Source organism: Glycomyces tritici, assembly GCF_030403505.1.
Genome location: NZ_JAUEMJ010000002.1, coordinates 1,033,826 through 1,049,996, shown reverse-complemented (window position 1 = coordinate 1,049,996; position 16,171 = coordinate 1,033,826). Strand labels below are relative to the sequence as shown.

18 protein-coding genes are annotated in these 16,171 nt (G+C 70.4%); 14 read left to right on the top strand and 4 right to left on the bottom strand.

Annotation, left to right across the window (positions count from 1 at the left end):
• Positions 1-153 precede the first annotated feature (153 nt).
• Positions 154-324: a DUF397 domain-containing protein gene (locus tag QWI33_RS10120; RefSeq protein ID WP_289957128.1), complete on the bottom strand. Its 171-nt coding sequence runs from the start codon at positions 322-324 to the stop codon at positions 154-156.
• A gap of 58 nt (positions 325-382) precedes the next feature.
• Positions 383-1,186 (bottom strand): Scr1 family TA system antitoxin-like transcriptional regulator, encoded by an 804-nt coding sequence (locus tag QWI33_RS10115; RefSeq protein WP_289957127.1) that lies wholly within the window; start codon positions 1,184-1,186, stop codon positions 383-385.
• 362 nt (positions 1,187-1,548) lie between these two features.
• On the opposite strand from QWI33_RS10115, the gene QWI33_RS10110 reads away from it, so the two are divergent.
• Entirely contained in the window at positions 1,549-1,845 is a 297-nt protein-coding gene (locus QWI33_RS10110; RefSeq protein WP_289957126.1) for a hypothetical protein, read from the top strand.
• Complete coding sequence (locus QWI33_RS10105) at positions 1,838-2,191, top strand: hypothetical protein (RefSeq protein ID WP_289957125.1); 354 nt, start codon at positions 1,838-1,840, stop codon at positions 2,189-2,191. The genes QWI33_RS10110 and QWI33_RS10105 overlap by 8 nt, the downstream gene beginning before the upstream one ends.
• Before the next feature lie 73 nt (positions 2,192-2,264).
• On the opposite strand, the gene QWI33_RS10100 is transcribed toward QWI33_RS10105, so the two are convergent.
• A complete protein-coding gene (locus QWI33_RS10100; protein WP_289957124.1) occupies positions 2,265-3,515 on the bottom strand; it encodes a low temperature requirement protein A in 1,251 nt (416 codons plus the stop codon).
• Positions 3,516-3,672: 157 nt separating this feature from the next.
• On the opposite strand from QWI33_RS10100, the gene QWI33_RS10095 reads away from it, so the two are divergent.
• Both QWI33_RS10095 and QWI33_RS10090 read left to right on the top strand, forming a co-directional pair.
• Positions 3,673-4,269, top strand: a complete 597-nt coding sequence (locus QWI33_RS10095) for a hypothetical protein (protein ID WP_289957123.1) — start codon at positions 3,673-3,675, stop codon at positions 4,267-4,269.
• Complete coding sequence (locus QWI33_RS10090) at positions 4,266-5,402, top strand: PrsW family intramembrane metalloprotease (protein WP_289957122.1); 1,137 nt, start codon at positions 4,266-4,268, stop codon at positions 5,400-5,402. Before QWI33_RS10095 ends, QWI33_RS10090 begins: the two co-directional genes overlap by 4 nt.
• A 34-nt stretch (positions 5,403-5,436) precedes the next feature.
• On the opposite strand, the gene QWI33_RS10085 is transcribed toward QWI33_RS10090, so the two are convergent.
• On the bottom strand, positions 5,437-5,913 hold the full coding sequence (locus QWI33_RS10085; RefSeq protein WP_289957121.1) for a hypothetical protein: 477 nt from the start codon (positions 5,911-5,913) through the stop codon (positions 5,437-5,439).
• Between the two features lie 291 nt (positions 5,914-6,204).
• Between QWI33_RS10085 and QWI33_RS10080 the strand changes: the two genes are divergently transcribed.
• From QWI33_RS10080 to QWI33_RS10035, 10 genes are all read left to right on the top strand, one after another.
• Positions 6,205-6,909 (top strand): YqeB family protein, encoded by a 705-nt coding sequence (locus QWI33_RS10080; RefSeq protein WP_289957120.1) that lies wholly within the window; start codon positions 6,205-6,207, stop codon positions 6,907-6,909.
• A 104-nt stretch (positions 6,910-7,013) separates the two neighbouring features.
• Positions 7,014-7,634, top strand: coding sequence for a LysE family translocator (locus QWI33_RS10075; RefSeq protein WP_289957119.1), 621 nt, complete (start codon positions 7,014-7,016; stop codon positions 7,632-7,634).
• 206 nt (positions 7,635-7,840) lie between these two features.
• The gene (locus QWI33_RS10070) at positions 7,841-8,656 is read left to right on the top strand and encodes a class I SAM-dependent methyltransferase (protein WP_289957118.1); all 816 of its coding nucleotides are present in this window, start codon (positions 7,841-7,843) and stop codon (positions 8,654-8,656) included.
• Between the two features lie 322 nt (positions 8,657-8,978).
• Entirely contained in the window at positions 8,979-9,572 is a 594-nt protein-coding gene (locus tag QWI33_RS10065) for an RBBP9/YdeN family alpha/beta hydrolase (RefSeq protein WP_289957117.1), read from the top strand.
• A 185-nt stretch (positions 9,573-9,757) separates the two neighbouring features.
• Positions 9,758-10,615 (top strand): hypothetical protein, encoded by an 858-nt coding sequence (locus QWI33_RS10060; protein WP_289957116.1) that lies wholly within the window; start codon positions 9,758-9,760, stop codon positions 10,613-10,615.
• Between the two features lie 70 nt (positions 10,616-10,685).
• The gene (fxlM, locus tag QWI33_RS10055) at positions 10,686-11,909 is read left to right on the top strand and encodes a methyltransferase, FxLD system (protein ID WP_289957115.1); all 1,224 of its coding nucleotides are present in this window, start codon (positions 10,686-10,688) and stop codon (positions 11,907-11,909) included.
• A 660-nt stretch (positions 11,910-12,569) separates the two neighbouring features.
• The gene (locus QWI33_RS10050) at positions 12,570-13,061 is read left to right on the top strand and encodes a DUF3995 domain-containing protein (RefSeq protein WP_289957114.1); all 492 of its coding nucleotides are present in this window, start codon (positions 12,570-12,572) and stop codon (positions 13,059-13,061) included.
• A gap of 16 nt (positions 13,062-13,077) precedes the next feature.
• Positions 13,078-13,575, top strand: a complete 498-nt coding sequence (locus tag QWI33_RS10045; RefSeq protein ID WP_289957113.1) for an RNA polymerase sigma factor — start codon at positions 13,078-13,080, stop codon at positions 13,573-13,575.
• On the top strand, positions 13,572-14,030 hold the full coding sequence (locus tag QWI33_RS10040) for a hypothetical protein (RefSeq protein WP_289957112.1): 459 nt from the start codon (positions 13,572-13,574) through the stop codon (positions 14,028-14,030). The genes QWI33_RS10045 and QWI33_RS10040 overlap by 4 nt, the downstream gene beginning before the upstream one ends.
• A 353-nt stretch (positions 14,031-14,383) precedes the next feature.
• Positions 14,384-16,168, top strand: a complete 1,785-nt coding sequence (locus QWI33_RS10035; protein WP_289957111.1) for a CASTOR/POLLUX-related putative ion channel — start codon at positions 14,384-14,386, stop codon at positions 16,166-16,168.
• The last annotated feature ends 3 nt before the right edge of the window (positions 16,169-16,171 follow it).

Here is a 16,171-nt window from a genome sequence, read left to right as displayed (position 1 = left end):
CCAGGCCCGCGCCCGACCAGGCCGGGTGGCCGCAGGACGTCCCCGAACATCCGCCGCCTTGTCGTCGCTGATCGCCCTGACCGCAACCATCCTCGTACCCGCAGCCCTTCCACGAGTATCGGCACGGGCAAATGCTCAGCTGATCTCAGATGCTTACTCCGCGGCCGCGAGGAGCGCCTTGAAGTCGGGTGCGCCGAGGTCGAAGATCGGCGAATCGTGGCCGAGTTTCGAGTCCCGGACCTGGAAGCCGCCGGATTCGGGTCGGGCTTCGATGCAGTTGCTGTCGCTTGCGCCGGAGCTATGGGTGCTCTTTCGCCAGGTCACGCGGCACTCGACGCAACTGCTGTCCGACGCCCCTGAGCTGCGGGAGCTTTTCCGCCAGCTAGTGAACCCAGTCATCCAGGCGCCCTCCGAATCGTGTTCCAAAAGACCACATCTTGTTGACTCGGCCATGGTACATGTCGATCTTGATGGACTCCTCGATGTGTCGGCTCTGGTCAAGGGCTTCAACATAGACAAATGCAGGTCCGGCCTTCGCCATTTCGGCAGGTGCATAGATTTCGAAGGAGTGCTCCACTCCTCGGTGCAGGCCTTCGAGAACCCGGATCTCACAGTTGGGCATCCGATCGAATTCAAGGAGCTTCTTGAACTGATCTTCGCCCCACTCCCATTGCGCGAGCGGCTGGAGGGCGTTGAGACCGACCAGGAACCTCATGGTGGGTGCCGGGTTGCGGCGGAGGATCATGATCTGGCGGCGAAGCTTTCGTGGCCACTGCTGCATGGGTCGCTCGTCTTGACCCGCCAGCGCTTCCATGTGGTACCGCTCGATTTGCAGGGGCCCGGGGATATACCAGGGTTCCCACTTCCAGAATTCTCCATAGGTCGCTTCGGCTCGCTCGATGATGAAGATGTTGCGTTCCTCGAGATCAGACACGATCCGGCCGTGGTCCATCTGGCTGATGACGTGGATCAGGAATTCGGTCCGCTTCTCGGTCGCTCCGCAGACCTCCGCGAACTTCGCGGCCATTGCGAGCTTCGGCCGGGTCTCTCCGGTCAGGTAGTTACCGATGGTCCGCACACTCACGCCGAGTTTGGCGCCGATCTGTCCGTAGGTGAGTCCGGACTCGGTATACAACGCTTGGAGTTCCGCAGGGACGTACCAGTCGGCAAGGTGTGAGAGCGGCATTCAAGCCTCCCGGAGAGTTCGTCGGTGGAAACGCACTGTGATCAGACGGTACCCTCGCGCAAGTGTTCGATGCAATGCGGAGTCCGATAAGGAAAGGATTGGGGTGCAGAACTTTCCGGTCGATTCTTACCAAGTGCTCCTGCGGGGCAGCTAGTGCAACCTCGTCATTCTTTCGGAACCCCATCGCCGTTGCCTACATTCGATACATCGAGAAGTCCATCGCAGCTCCTGAATCTGTCGGGAATGCGACAACTCGAAGTGGAGGTAAGGCATTGGGCGGTCAGCAGCAGGGCAATGCGGTGCAGGGTAAGGGCCTGGAGCGGGGAGAGTTCCGGGACAGCTTGCGGATCTATCGGGTTCGCGTGTCCAGTAATGAAGCGCCGGACTCGTTCCAGGTGTACTCCGGCTCGCGCGAAGACATCGTGCTCATCGTCTCGGGGATGAACTCCGGCGACCTCAAGGCGACCTGGGGCCCGGGTTGGTCCGGGGCGGAGGAGGACTGGAAGGTGTGGGTGGAGGAGTGCGCCTTCAGCCTCGTGATCGTGGGCGCGCACGTCGGCGACCGGCTGCGGGAGCGGCCGCGTCCTGGGCGGCCCTCGCCGATGGGACAGCACATGATCGAGCGCGCCCCGGCGTCGGTGAGGTTCTGCGATGGCTGAGACGGCGGCGGCAGCGGGGGAGTCGCGTGCCCGCGTCGGTCGTCGTTCGGACGGCGGGTCGTCGACGCTCGGTCTCCTGGGCGACTTCGCGAGAGGCCATGCGCTGTTCTCGCTCTACCGGCTCGGTCCGGATCTCCCGGACGGCGCTTGCGGGTATCTGATCGACTGCGACGACGGCGTGGGCCCGCATGAGGTCTGCCGCTTCATCGACGAGCCCGCCGAACCGGTCGACCGCAATACCGAAGGCTTCCAAGTGGTCTGGCGAGGCGCTTGGAAAAACGACCAGTGGTGCCCGTGGATCCTGAAACGCGCCCGATCACTCATCGCCGCTTCCGGCGACGACTGAAGACTTGATGCTCCCGGCAGGGCCGGTCGACCTAGGTGGGGGTCGACCGGCCCACATCGACAGGTGTCGGTGACTACTCCAGGGCGCGTTCGAGGGAGGCGGCCTGGTGGCGGTGGCCGACCGTCTCGTACCCGACGATGACGACCAGCGGCGAGCAGGCCGCGATCACGATGCCGACGCCCACCGTGGCGCCCGCCGCGACGGCGACGACCGAGGCGGCGAGCGCGAGGATCGAGCCCACGAACAGGAGCACGTGGAACGGGTCGAACTCGCGCAGGAGGTACGAGTAGAGCGAGAAGAGCGCGGTCGTGAAGATCGCGACGGGGATGACCAGCGTGAGGATCGCGGCGGTCGCGCTGATGTGGGCGATGTGCTCGATGACCGTGGCGGCCACGTGCAGGCCCGCGCCGGTCGCGGCGAGCGAGCCGAAGATGAGCAGATGCCCGTAGCCCCAGACGAATCCGCGCTCGCGGTGCCGGGCGAGCACCTCGCCCGAGGGCATCATGAAGTACACCCACCACAGCCCGAACGCGAGCGCGGTGCCGCCGAACGCGACGAGCACGGCCTCCACCGACCAGCCCTGCGCCTCGATCACGGCTGAGACGGCGAGGATCGTACCGAGCACGATCTCGCCGAGCGTGATGATCACCAAGAGCCCGTAGCGTTCGGCGATGTGGTGCGGGTGCCACGGGCTGCGGCCGCCCCGCAGCTCGGCGACGACCGGGATCACCATCTCGAAGAGCACGAGGACGAGCACGACCACGGCGGTGACCGCCAGCGGCGGGTCGGTGAAGATCTGGATGATCCAGCCGACCTGGGCGATCGCCATGAGGACGGCGTACGTGAGGGCGTTGCGGCGCTGCTCGGGGTCGTGGCGGGCGACGCGCAGCCACAGCGCGATCGCGGCCACGCGCATGACCACGTACCCGGCGACGACCACGCTGTTGTCGACGTGCGCGCCCTCGTCGATCGAGTGGAACATCTGCGGCAGCCCGAGGGCGAGGATGAGCACGCCGAGCATCTGGACCATGGTGGCGACGCGGAAGAACACGTCGTCGTTGTCGAACGCGGACGCCTGCCAGGAGTAGTTGATCCACGCCCAGCAGATCGCGAACACCGAGAAGGAGAACGCGCCGATCGCGGGCGCGTAGTGCCCGAGCTCGAGGAGGTGCGCCGTCTGCGCGCCCGCCTGGCTGAACGCCACGACCAGGGTCAGATCGAAGAGCAGTTCGAGCGGCGTCGCGGTGCGGTGCGACTCCTCGGGGTCGCGGCCCGTCATGCGGCGGAAACGGTGGTCCCTCGAACCCTGCGCCAGTGTCGACATGCGCAACATCCTCCCACCGGTCGGCCGCCGCGACCAGGCTGACGCCGAGATGGTGCCCGCGGACGCACCGCGGACCGGGGATCGGAATGCTCACAGAAACCCCTGTCTGAGAGTCTTCCCAGGTTAGAGCGGCCGAATTCTGGCTACGTTGGATCACATGAACGACATAGGGGCCGCGGGGAACGCGGTGCACGGCAGGCGCCGCATCCGGGTGCCGCTGGCCGTGGTGGGCGTGCTGATCGTGCTGCTCGCCGCCGAGGCCGTCTTCGCGAAGTCGCAGCCCGACGGGACGGCGGTCGTGCCCGACACGGTGATCGGCTTCGGGTTCGACCAGCGGGCGACCGTGCAGGTCGGCGAGGACTGGGTCCTCGACAGCGCGTCGAGCGACATCGACTCGCGTCTCGTGCTCGTGCACGGGGATGTGGTGGTGCAGCTGTCCAGCGTGACCGTCCCGGCCGCGACCTCGCCGGAGGAGCTGTGGCAGGGCCTGGACCGGCTCCTGGACATCCAACGCCGCCAAGGCGTCGACGTGCGACTCGATGCTCCGACCGGGTACGAGAACGCCGCGGGCACCGCCGGGCTGCAAGGGGACCTGCAGCTCGGCGACCGGTCAGGGCAGGCGTACGTGCTGCCCGACGCGGACCGCACGACCGCGGTGGAGGCGCAGGTCCTCGCCCCGGCCGGCACCGGCGACAGCGAGATGGCAGCGGCCGCCGACCTCATCGACTCGATCGCGTTCGAGGAGGCGTCATGACCGTCTACACGCACACCGCGGTGCCGCGCCCGGTCAACGTGAACGTCCGGACCGTGGGGTTCTGGGTCATGATCGCGGTGTCCGCCTTCGGGGTCTGGACGATCCAGAGCGACTTCCTGCCGGTCGTGCTGGCGTTCCCCGACAGCACGGTGCTCAACCTGCTCGTGCTCGGCATGGGACTGGCGGTCGCCTTGTGGCTGGCGCGCCGGATCCTGCGGCCCGTGCAGGCCCCGCCGTGGGCGGGCACCTGGCTGGCGCTCATGTGGGGCGCGTTCGGCGCGTGCGGGCTCGCGCTGGTGATGAACGGCGTGCTGCTCTCGGCCTGGTCGAAGGCCCTGGGCCTGGAGGCCTCGGCCGAATGGTCGGCGGCGCTCACCGCGCCGCTCAACGAGGAGGCAGTGAAGACCGCGGGCGTGGTGCTGCTGGCGTGCGTCTCGACCCGCCTGGTGCGCAGCGCCGCCGACGGCTTCGTGTACGGCGCGCTCGTCGGGTTCGGCTTCCAGCTGATGGAGAACTTCACCTACGGCCTCAACGCGATCGGCATGGCCGGCGGCGTGGACCCGGTCGGGGCCACCGGCCAGGTGCTGTGGGTGCGCATCCTGGTCACCGGCATCGGATCGCATTGGACGATGAGCGCGGTCGCGGGGGCCGGGATCGGGTACCTCGTGAGCGCGTCGCGCCGGCCCGCGGCCCTGCGGGCCTGGGTCGCGGCCGGGTGCCTGGCGCTCGCGATGGGCATGCACTGGCTGTTCAACAGCCCGCTGCTCGGCGGCGGGGTCGCCGGTGCGCTGGCCAGGCCGCTGGTGAACTTCGCGGTCCTCGTGGTCGTGTGCATAGTGGTGCGTCGCGGGTTCCGGGCCCGCTGGGCCGCGGTCACCGCCGAGGAGGTGCGGCTGGGGAGCCTCGCGCCCGTCGAGGCCGCGAGCCTCTCGCGGCGGCGCGCGCGGCGGCGGTACCTGCGGAGCTTCGGTGCCGTGCGGGTCGCGCAGGAACGCCTGCAGCAGTTGGAGTTGGACCTGATCGAGGAGCGCGTGCCCGAGCAGCGCGACCCCGCCGCGGCCCAGCCCTGGCGGGACGCGGTCGCGGCGGCGCGGGAGGGCACGCTCGTGCAACGGCCGCTGCCGGTGCCTTGAGCGGAGGTCCGACGCTTTCGCTTGCGGGCGTTGGCTACTGGTGGAAGACGACCTCGGCCGAGTCGAGGTTCACCGCATCCGGGCACAGGAACGAACCGCCGACCTTGCCCGCGCGGATCGGGCCGCCGCTGTAGCCGCGGCCGGTGCCTTCCCGCTTGAGCGTCACCCGGGACGCCTTGTACGTGCAGGTCACGCCGAACTTGGTGGCGGCGATGCGGACCTCAGCGGCGGTCGCCGTGCCCTTCGCGTCGTCGAAGGCGAACAGGGCGTCGCTCTTGAACGCGAACCAGGTGCTGCCGCTGCAGTCGAAGTCGACCCGTCCGTCATCGATCGAGACCCGGGCGGGCGGGGCGGCGTCGACCTCGACGCGCTCGGCCGCGCAGCGGCTGCCGCCTTCGGTCAACACGATGTCCACAAAGTTCTTGGTCTCCGCGGTGGACGTGGCGGCGGAAGCGGTGCAGAACAGGAGCGCCGCCGCGGCGGCGAGCGTTGCAGAACGGCGGTGCGGCATGGCTCCGGGCCTTTCTCGCGTGCGGCGCAAGTCCATGGCCGCGTTCCGGATCGAACAAACCGGACGCTAGCCGAGCCTGATCCCGTTTGCGGCGCTTTCACCCGTTTGGAGGGCTCAAGGGGTGTCGGGTCCCCGATACTTTCGTATCGCCCGCGCCCCGGCCCCGGCGTCTTCGGTATCGGACACCGCCGTACCGCTCATCCCTTGGGCTCGATCTCGGCGCAATGTTTGCGCAGCTCAGAAGGGTCCCAATACAGTGAAGTCGTTCGCATCCGACCGAAAGGCGACCGCATGTCCACCGATCACGCCCGCATCGGCGAGACCACCACCGTGGCCGACCCCGCCTGGGTCGGCCCGGCCTTCCTCATCGGCCTCCCCCTCGCCGGCGCCGCACTCGGATGGGGGCTCACCTTCATCGTCGAATGGATCGTCGGCCTCCGCTGGTTCCCCTTCCAGGGCCTGTTCGAACTGCTCACCGAACTGTCCGAGACGCTCCGCCTCGTCGTCGCCCTCGCCGCCGGGCTCCTCCTCGGCGTCGTGCTCGCCCTCTTCGCCCTCCACGAGATGCTGAAGATCACCGTCGGCCGCGACCGGATCGGCCTCAGGCGCGGCGACTACGACCGCGAGCTGGACCGCGCCGACGTCAGCGGCGTCTTCGTGCAGGACAAGCGCATCGTCGTGCTCGGCCACCGCCGCCAGGAACTCGCCAACGTCGAATTCGACCTCGACTCCGACCAGCTCGCCGCCGCCCTCCGTAAGCACGGCTACGGCTGGCTCCCCGGCGGCGACCCGTACACCGCCGAGTTCAAACGCTGGGTCCCCGGCGCCGACGGCCTCCCGCAAGGCGCGAACGCCGTCCTCAAGGCCCGCCAGCACGCCCTCGAGAAGTCCAACGGCGGCGACCTCGCCGAACTCCTCGCCGAACTCGCCGCCCTCAACGTCGTCGTGCACGACAAGGACAAGAAGCAGTACTGGCGCCTCGCCGACCCCGCCTAGCCGCCGGACGACGCGAGAACCCGGTCGCCGAACCCCGTCACCGTGCGGATGCGCCCCCGCCCCCGAACCCGGAGGATGGGCCCGAACGCACCTAGGGGGAGACCATGACCGCGCCACTGCTCTTCGGCCTGGCGATCCTGCTCGCCGCCATCGTCCCCGGACCCGACTTCGCGATGGTCGTGCGCAACACCGTGCTCTCGGGGCGGGCGAGCGGGATGTGGACCGCCGTCGGGATCGGCCTCGGCATCAGCGTGTGGGTCGTCGCCACCTCCATCGGGCTCGCGGCGCTCCTCGCCGCCTCGGCGCTGGCGTTCACCGCCGTCAAGCTCGCGGGCGCCGCCTACCTTGTCTACCTGGGGATCCGGTCGATCCGCGCCGCGATCAAGGAGCGGCGCCGGCCCGCCGCGGCGATCGAACTCGACCGGCCCATGAGCCACTGGGCCGCGTTCCGCTCGGGCCTGATGTGCAACCTGCTCAACCCGAAAGCGGTCGTCCTGTTCACGGCGCTCATGCCGCAGTTCCTCATCGGCGGGGGCTCGCAGGCGGTGCTCATCGGTGAGCTCGCGGCCGTCGGGATGGCCGTCTGCGGTCTCTTCTACATCGGACTCGCGAACCTGATCGGCCTGCTCCGCACCGTTCTTGAGCGCCCGCGCGTGCGCGCTTGGCTCAACGGCGTGACCGGCGCGGTGATGGTGGCTCTGGGCCTGCGCGTCGCCGCCAACTGAAACCGGCCGGGGCACGGTTCGTCCCGAGTCGAGCGGGCGGCCCCGCGCGGCGGGGTGCGCGGGCGATGAGGTGAGATAGCAGCGCGGCGGCCAGCCGACCGATCCTTCGCGCTTGCGGGAGTGCGAGGGGACGGCTGACCGGCCGCCGTTTCCACGCCCCGCTTACTCGATAGCGGTTTCTGTGGCGTTCTTGGAGAATTCTCGCCATGAGCACCTGGGAACTGGAGACCGAGATCGAGTCGTACTACGAGCGCGGCGGCGAGCGCGAGCGCCTGACGCGCAACGCGCGCGGACGCCTGGAGTTCGCCCGCATGCAGGACCTGTTGCGCCGCAAGCTCCCTGGTGCCGGACTCGAGGTGCTTGACGTGGGCGGCGCGACCGGCGTGCACGCGAAGTGGCTCGCCGAGGACGGCCACCGCGTCACCCTCATCGACCCCGTCGCCAGCCAGGTCGAGGTCGCGGCCCAGCTGCCCGGCGTCACCGCCGTCGTCGGCGACGCCCGCGAACTGCCTTGGGACGACGCGAGTTTCGACGCGGTGCTGCTCATGGGCCCCCTCTACCACTTGACCGACCGCGCGCACCGCGTGCAGGCCGTGGCGGAGGCCGCGCGATGCGCGCGGCCCGGCGGCACTGTGGCGGCCGTGACGATCAACCGCACGGCGGGCTGGAACGACTTCCTGCTGTTCCGAGGGGGCGGTGCCGACAAGGGCCTGAGTGCCGAGGCCAGCCTTCGCATCATGCGCGAAGGCACGCTGCGGTACTACGACCAGGACATCTTCACCACCGCCTACCTCGCCCACCCCGGCGAGGTCGCGTCCGAGTTCGCGGACGCGGGCCTGGACGGCGCGGCGCAGTACGCGGTGCAGGGATTCCCCGGGTACATCCCCGAACTCGAGCGCCTCATCGACGAACCCGACACCCGCGAGCACCTCATGGACGGCCTGCGGCTCATCGAGGCCGAGCCCTCGCTGCTGGGCGCGAGCAACCACCTGCTGACGATCGCGACGGTGCCCGCTTCCTGACGTTCGTCGCCTGAACCCGCTGCGCGGGGCCCGACCGATCCCGGCGGCCCCGCGCAGCGGTCCTCTGTGGTCCCGCGCTGCGAGCCCGTACTTGGGCGTCCGGCGGCCCCGCGCAGCGGGCCTTCGGGGCGGCGCTGCGAGTCGGCTCCGCGCAGCGTTCGTCGCCCGCGAGCCGACTCCGCGAAGCGGGCGTGCCGCGTACCGCCTCCGCGGGGCGGCGCTGCGAGCTGACTCCGGGGGCGCAGCGTTCGCCGCCCGCGCGCCGGCCCCGCGACGGGACCCCGTTCGCCTCCGCAGCGCGCCGCCACTACGCTCCCGAACTATGTGGAACCGCAGCTATCTCATCCTCCACGGCGTGGAGAACCGCAGGCCCGAAGGCCACTGGCAGCACGAGCTGGCCATGGACCTGCGCGAGCACGGCGAGCAGGTCTTCTACCCCCAGCTGCCCGACACCGACCGGCCGCGGCTCGTGGACTGGACCGACGCGTTCCGGTCCGAACTGGCGCTCATGCGCGGCGAGAAGATCGTCGTCTGCCACAGCCTCGCCAGCGTCGCGTGGCTCCACCTCGCGGCGGCCGACGCCGCCTCGGCGAACCCCCTCTCGGCCGACCGGGTCCTGCTCGTGAGCCCGCCCGGGCCGCAGGCGTTCGATTGGGACGTCATCGCCGGCTTCACCACGGTCGGCCTCGACCTTGCCGGCCTGCGGCTCGCCGAGCGGTCGGTGCGGCTGGTCTGCTCCGACGACGACCCGTACTGCACCGAAGGCGCGGCCGAGCACTATGGGCGGCCCCTCGGCTGCGAGGTCGACGTGATCCCCGGCGGCGGTCACCTCGCCCTCGGCGACGGCTACGGGCGCTGGCCTTCGGCGCTCGCGTGGTGCCTCGACGCATCGGAGCGCCTGACGCCCAACCGGTGACGACCCGCGGGGATCGACAGGCCTCCCGGCCCCCGCGTCGACCGCCAGTCCCCGCACCCCTCCACCGAACCGCAGCCGCCCGGGTGCTTCACATCGGGCGCGCGCAGTGCCAGACTGGACTCGACCGGGCCCGTCCCTCCCCGCAATCCCCTGCGGGCCTTCGGATCGGCTCGCCGGGAGGCCGCATGCGCTGGGTTCGGATCGCGATCGTCGGCGTCTTCGTGCTGGCCGCCGTCTCGGCGGCGCTCGCCGGGAGCCTCGCCGGCCCTCGCGGCGATACCGCCGCGACCGCCCCTTCCGACCCGCCCGAGCTGACCGCCACCGCCGAGATCCGCCGCATGTTCATGAAGCCGGGCCAGGTCGCCATCGCGGTCACCAACCACGGCGACGCACCCGTGCGCGTGCGCGGCGTCGAACTCCTCACGGACTCGTTCGCGCCCTTGGGCGTCCAGGAACTCGACACCGAGGTCCCGCCCAGCAAGAACGCGCGCGACATGCTCATCCAGTACGGCGCCGCGTCCTGCCCCGAGGGCGTCGACTCCAAGGCCGAACCGGCCTCCGTGGTCCTCCTCGTCGCCACCGAGGACGGGGCCGAGCACACGCTCACCCTGGAATTGTCGTACCCGAACGGCACACTTGACCGGTTGGTCCGGGAAGCGTGCGCAGCGCAGGCAATTGCCGCGAACGCCCGCATCGAGCTGGGGGAGCTGACCGCCGCCGCGGACGGCACCCTCGAAGGGAGGTTGAGTGTGACGCCGCTGGGAGAGGCGGCGCTGGACGTGACCGAGGTGCGCGGGAGCGTCCTGTTCGAGATCCACGCCGGCGCGTCGGCGCCCGAGGCGGGCGGCGTGACGGTGCCGCTGGTCTTCGACGCGCACCGCTGCGACGGCCACGTGGTGGGCGACGCGAAGCACCCGTTCGGGTTCAGTGCGTGGATCGCGATCGGCGGCGGCGAGCCCGTCGCGACCCCGATCGACGTGCCGGAGGACCGGCGCGAGGCGCTCTGGGCGATGCTCGACGCGCGCTGCGCTGAGCGGGAATGAACGGTTGAACCGTTCCAACCGATGGAACTGGAGGAGGCGAACGTGGCACATCGGACGTACGCTGGAAGACGTGGGTGATCGCACCGATACTTCGGGTAACGAGGCGCAGCAGTTGCGCACGCGCCTCGTGGGGAGCCTGCGGTCGCGCGGCGTGATCCGGAGCGAGGCGGTGGAGACGGCGATGCTCGCCGTGCCGCGCCACCGCTTCGTGCCCGAGGCGACGCTGCGCATCGCGTACGCCGACGACGTGTACGTGACCAAGCGCAACAGCGACGGCGAGGCCGTGAGCTCCGCTTCGCAGCCCGCGATCGTCGCCGAGATGCTGGAGCAGCTCGACGTGCGGCCCGGCCAGCGCGTGCTCGAGATCGGCGCGGGCACCGGATACAACGCCGCGCTGCTCGACGCGCTCGTCGGACCGGAAGGCGCGGTGACCACTGTCGACATCGACTCGGACACCGTAGGCCGGGCCAGAAAGGCGCTCGCCGAGGTCGGTGCTGAACGCGTGCGCGTCGTCCAAGGCGACGGGGAGCTCGGCTTCATCGACGGCGCGCCCTACGACCGCATCATCGCCACCGTGGGCACCTGGGACCTGCCGCCGGCCTGGTGGGACCAGCTCGCCGAAGGCGGCCGGCTGGTCGCTCCGCTGAGCATCCGCGGCTGCGAGCACTCGGTGGCCTTCGACTACGAGGACGGCGTCATGCGCAGCCGCTCGATCGTGAGCTGCGGGTTCATGCCCATGCGCGGTCTCGGCAGCCAGGAGGGCCAGACGGTCGAACTCTCCGAGGGCCGCATCATGACCTTCCACGTCGAGCACGAAGTCGAGGCCGACGGCGTGCGCGGGGTCCTCGACGGGCGCGGCTCGACCGTGTGGACCCCCGTGCAGCTCAAGGTGAACGATGACGCCACCCAGCTCTCGCTGTGGCTGGCCTGCGCGTTCGCCGGGTACGGGCGTATGAGCGCCCCGTTCGGCGACCACGGCCTGCAGCGGCTGCTGCTGCGCTGGGCCAACCCGGCCGTCGTCGAAGGCGAGGACTTCGCGTACCTGGTGTGTCGCAAGACCGGCGGCGGCAACGAGATCGGCGTGCGCGGCCACGGCCCGAACGGCCCGAACCTCGCCGCCCGCGTCGCCGACGAGGTCCGCGTCTGGGACCGCGAGTGCCGCGACGGCGTCAGCCTCCAGATCACCGCCCACCGCAAGGGGACCGGACCCGAGTCCGAACCGCGCTTCACCGTCCCCAAGCGACACACCCGCCTCGCGATCGAAGTGGTGCCCGACGAGGACGGCCTCCGGTAACCGCCGGACCGCGCCACCGGCCCCCGCCGGTGCACCGAACGGGACGGGACCCGAGCGCTGCGATCGGCGAACACGCCGACCGCCCCCGGAGCGGCAACCTGCGCGGCGACCGGCCCGCACCCCGCTTGCGCTACCGCCGGACGGAAGCCGAGCGCCGGGGCGCCCCGCGAACTGGAACGTGATTCTCGCGCGGCGACCGGCCCGCACCCGGCTGCGCCACCGCCGGAACAGAAGCCGCGCGCCGGGCCGCAAACTGGAAGGCGAACCCCGCACGGGATCCCGCCGCGCGTCAGCACAGCGCGCGGAAACCCGCGGGGAACCTTCTGCGCCGCTGCCGGAACGGAAGCCGAGCGCAGGGGCACCCCGCGAACTGGGACGCGGACCTCGCGCGGCGACCGGCCCTCACCCGCTGCGCCAGAGCCGAAATGGAAGCCTCGTGCCGGCCGCCCCGCGAACTGGAACGTGAACCCGCGCGGCGACCGGCCCGCACCCCGCTGCGCCACCGCCCGACAGAAGCCGCGCGCCGGGCCGCAAACTGAAAGGTGAACCCCGCGCGGCGGTCCGCCACGCGTCACCGCAGCGCGCGGAAACCCGTGGGGAACCTTTCGCCCGCAACGCTCCTCTTCTCCTGTGAACCGTTCCGCTCGGAAGGAGAAGACCTTGACCGCCCGCACCCGCCGCACCGCCTACGCCGTCGAAGCCGTGCTCATCGTGGACGCCGCGTTCCACCTGCTCTGGGCCACCGGGAGCACCTGGCCCGCCGGCAGCGTCCGAACGCTCTCCTACGGCCTGCTCGGCGCCGAGGTCTCGTTCGCGCCCCGGCTCCTGCTCGCCCTCACCGCCCTCGCCCTGACCACTCTCACCGTCATCCACTGCCGCGCCCGCGTCGCACGCGGCCACCGCCTCTACCCGCTGCTCCAGGCCGGCACCCTCGCGTTCCTCGCGTTCGTCAGCCTTCGCGCACTCGCCGGCATCGCTTGGGGCCTCGGCCTCGGCGCGCCCGCCGACCACCCCGACTTCTACCGGCTCAACCTGCTCCTCTACACGCCGCTGTGCATCGCCCTGGCCGCCGCCGTCCTCCACATCGCCCGCAGCGGCACCGCACGCCGCCCCGCACTCGCCGCGACCGGGGCCGCGCCCGAGTCGCCCTGATGCCAGGATGCCTCCCATGAACCCCGACGAGCTCGCCCCGCTGGTCCGCCAGGCCCAGCGGGGCGACACCCTCGCCATGAACGACCTGCTCGACGCCCTCGCGCCCTACGTCGGGCGCATCTGCGCGCCCATCGCCCTCGGCCACGGCCCCGATGCCGCCCAGGAAGCCCTCATCGCGATCTTCAAGTCCCTCAAGACCCTCCGCGCCCCCGAAGCCCTCTTCTCCTGGGCGCGAACGATAGCGGTCCGCGAGGCCGTCCGCATCGCCCGCGACCGCCGCACCGTCCCCGCCGAACTCGACGACCTCCCCCAGCCCGGCGACCCCCAGCTCGAGACCGACATCGAGGACGTCCTGCGCCGGCTCTCGCCCGAGCACCGCGCCATCCTCGTCCTCCGCGACCAGGAGGGCTACAGCGAGACCGAGGCCGCCGCACTCCTCCTGATCGGGACCGGCACCGTCAAGTCCAGGCTCCACCGGGCCCGGCGAACCTTCCGAAAGGCGTGGTCCGAGTGACACAGCACTGGCCCGTGGCCGAACCCGACGCGATCGCCCGCCTGCACGCGCTGGCCGCCGGGATCAGGGGCGCGAGCGTCACCGAGGGCGTCGTCGCGGCGCCTTTCGAACGGGTCTGGGCGCACATCGCGGACCTGGAGCGCGGCTTCGGCGATTTCGAGCCGGACATGAAGCGGCTCACCGTCATCCGCGCGGAGGAGGGCCGCGTGGAGGCGCTCGCGGTGAGCAGGTACGGGATGCGGGCGCACTTGCGCGGGAGCCTGCGGCCGGGCTGGTGCTGGCTGCAGAGCCGGTTCCTCCTCATCGGTGTGGCGGCCGTGCCGGACGGGCCGGAGCGGACCCGGGTCGCGCTCACCGGCGGTGTGCGCGTGCCGGGCCGGGCGGCCCTGGTGCCGTTGGGCGTGAAGCGGTCCGGCCGCAGGTCGCTGCGGCTGCTGCAGCGCCGCATGGGGTGAGGGCGCGGTCCGGCGTCGCCCTCCGGTCACCCTCGCCTCTTCCGGCTTTACGTTTCGAACTAGGGTGGGAGGCGTCGTCGCCCGCCGGTCTCCGCGCCCGCCCCTGGCGCCCCTCGGATCCGGGTGACCCCGTGTAGCGATGCCATTGCGACTGGTCGCAGTGGACGCAATGCAGTAGAAGTGGCTGACGCCCCTGAACAGTCCCGGCCCCACTCGCCTCCGCCCCGAGTCGGCCGGTCGAAAGCCGTTCCCAGAAAGGACGCCCCCCGATGTCCGATCCGACGTTCAAACAGCGGGCACGCTATTGGTTCGACAACACCATGTCGAAGGGCACGAAAGCGCTGATCGGTTGGTTGACCGTAATCACGTTGGCGCTCACCGCAATTGGTGCCCTCTTCCTCGCCGTCGTGCAAGACGCCGACGGATTCGGCGGTACATTGTGGAAGTCGTTCATCCACATCCTCGACGCCGGCACCATCACCGGCGACGATGCCGGCGGCCCCTCGATGGTCGTCATGTTCATCACCACCATCGGCGGTCTGGTGATCCTGTCGTCACTCGTCGGTGTGCTGACGACCGGTCTCGACGCGAAACTCGAAGAGCTCCGGAAAGGCCGCTCGCTCGTCGTTGAGAAAGATCACACGGTCGTGCTCGGATGGTCCGACCAGGTCTTCATCGTCATCTCGGAATTGGTGGAGGCCAACGAGAGCGAGAAGCGCGCCGTCATCGCGATCCTCGCCGACCGCGACAAGGTCGAAATGGAGGACGAGATCCGCACGAAGATCGCGGACCTCAAGTCCACGCGCGTCGTGTGCCGCACCGGCGACCCGGCCGACCCCGACAGCATCGGCCTCGTCAACCCCTCGCAGGCCAAGAGCGTCATCATCCTGACCTCCGCCGAGGAGGACCCCGACGCGCAGCTCGTGCGCTCGCTCCTCGCGGTCACCCAGGGCGGCAACGGCATCAAGTGCCATGTCGTCGGCGCGGTGGCCGAGGGCCGGAACCTCCCCGCGGCCCGCCTCGCCGGTGGCCGCGCGGCGCACATCGTGGACGCGAACGACCTCATGGCCCGCCTCATGGTGCAGACCTGCCGCCAGTCCGGCCTCTCCGTCGTCTACACCGACCTGCTCGACTTCGGCGGGGACGAGATCTACATGGTCGAGGAGCCGGGCCTGTTCAGCCGCCCGCTCAGCCAGGCCCTGCACTCCTACCGCACGTCCTCGTTCCTGGGCGTGCTCACCAAGGAGGGCCGGTGCATCATCAACCCGCCCACCTCGGCGTCGCTGCAGCCGGGCGACAAGCTCATCCTCCTCGCCGCGGACGACTCCGCGATCGTGCTCGACGGCTCCCGGCCCGTGATCGACGAGAGCGTCATCGTGGCGCGCGCGGACGCCGGGAACCGGCCCGAGCGCACGCTCATCCTCGGCTGGAACGCCATGTCGCGCACGATCCTGGAGCAGCTCGACCAGTACGTCGCCCCCGGTTCGGTCACCGACGTCGTCACCGACCACCCGGACGCGCCCGAGGCCATCCGCAAGATCGGACCGACCATGCGCGTCCAGGGCCTGAACTTCAAGGAGGACGACACCACCGACCGGGTGCTCCTCGAATCGCTCAACCCCGGCTCGTACAACCACATCATCGCCCTGTGCTCGGACGACGTGGCCCCGCAGCTCGCCGACTCGAAGACCCTCGTGACCCTGCTGCACCTGCGCGACATGGCGCAGCGCAGCAACAGCCGCTTCAAGGTCGTCTCGGAGATGGCCGACGACCGCAACCGCACGCTCGCCCAGGTCACGCAGGCCGACGACTTCATCGTCAGCGACAAGCTCATCAGCCTCCTGCTCACTCAGACCGCCGAGAACCCGCACCTCTCGCAGGTCTTCGGGCAGCTGTTCAGCCCCGAGGGCTCCGAGATCTACCTCAAGCCCGCCGAGCACTACGTGCGCCCGGGCGTCCCGGTCAACTTCTACACGGTCGCCGAGTCGGCGCGGCGGCGCGGCGAGACCGCGTTCGGCTACCGCGTGGCCGCCCTCGCCAAGCAGGCCCCCAACTACGGCGTGCACCTGAACCCGGACAAGGGCCTGCAGTTCATGCTCCAACCGGGGGACAAGATCATCGTCCTCGCCGAGGACTGACAC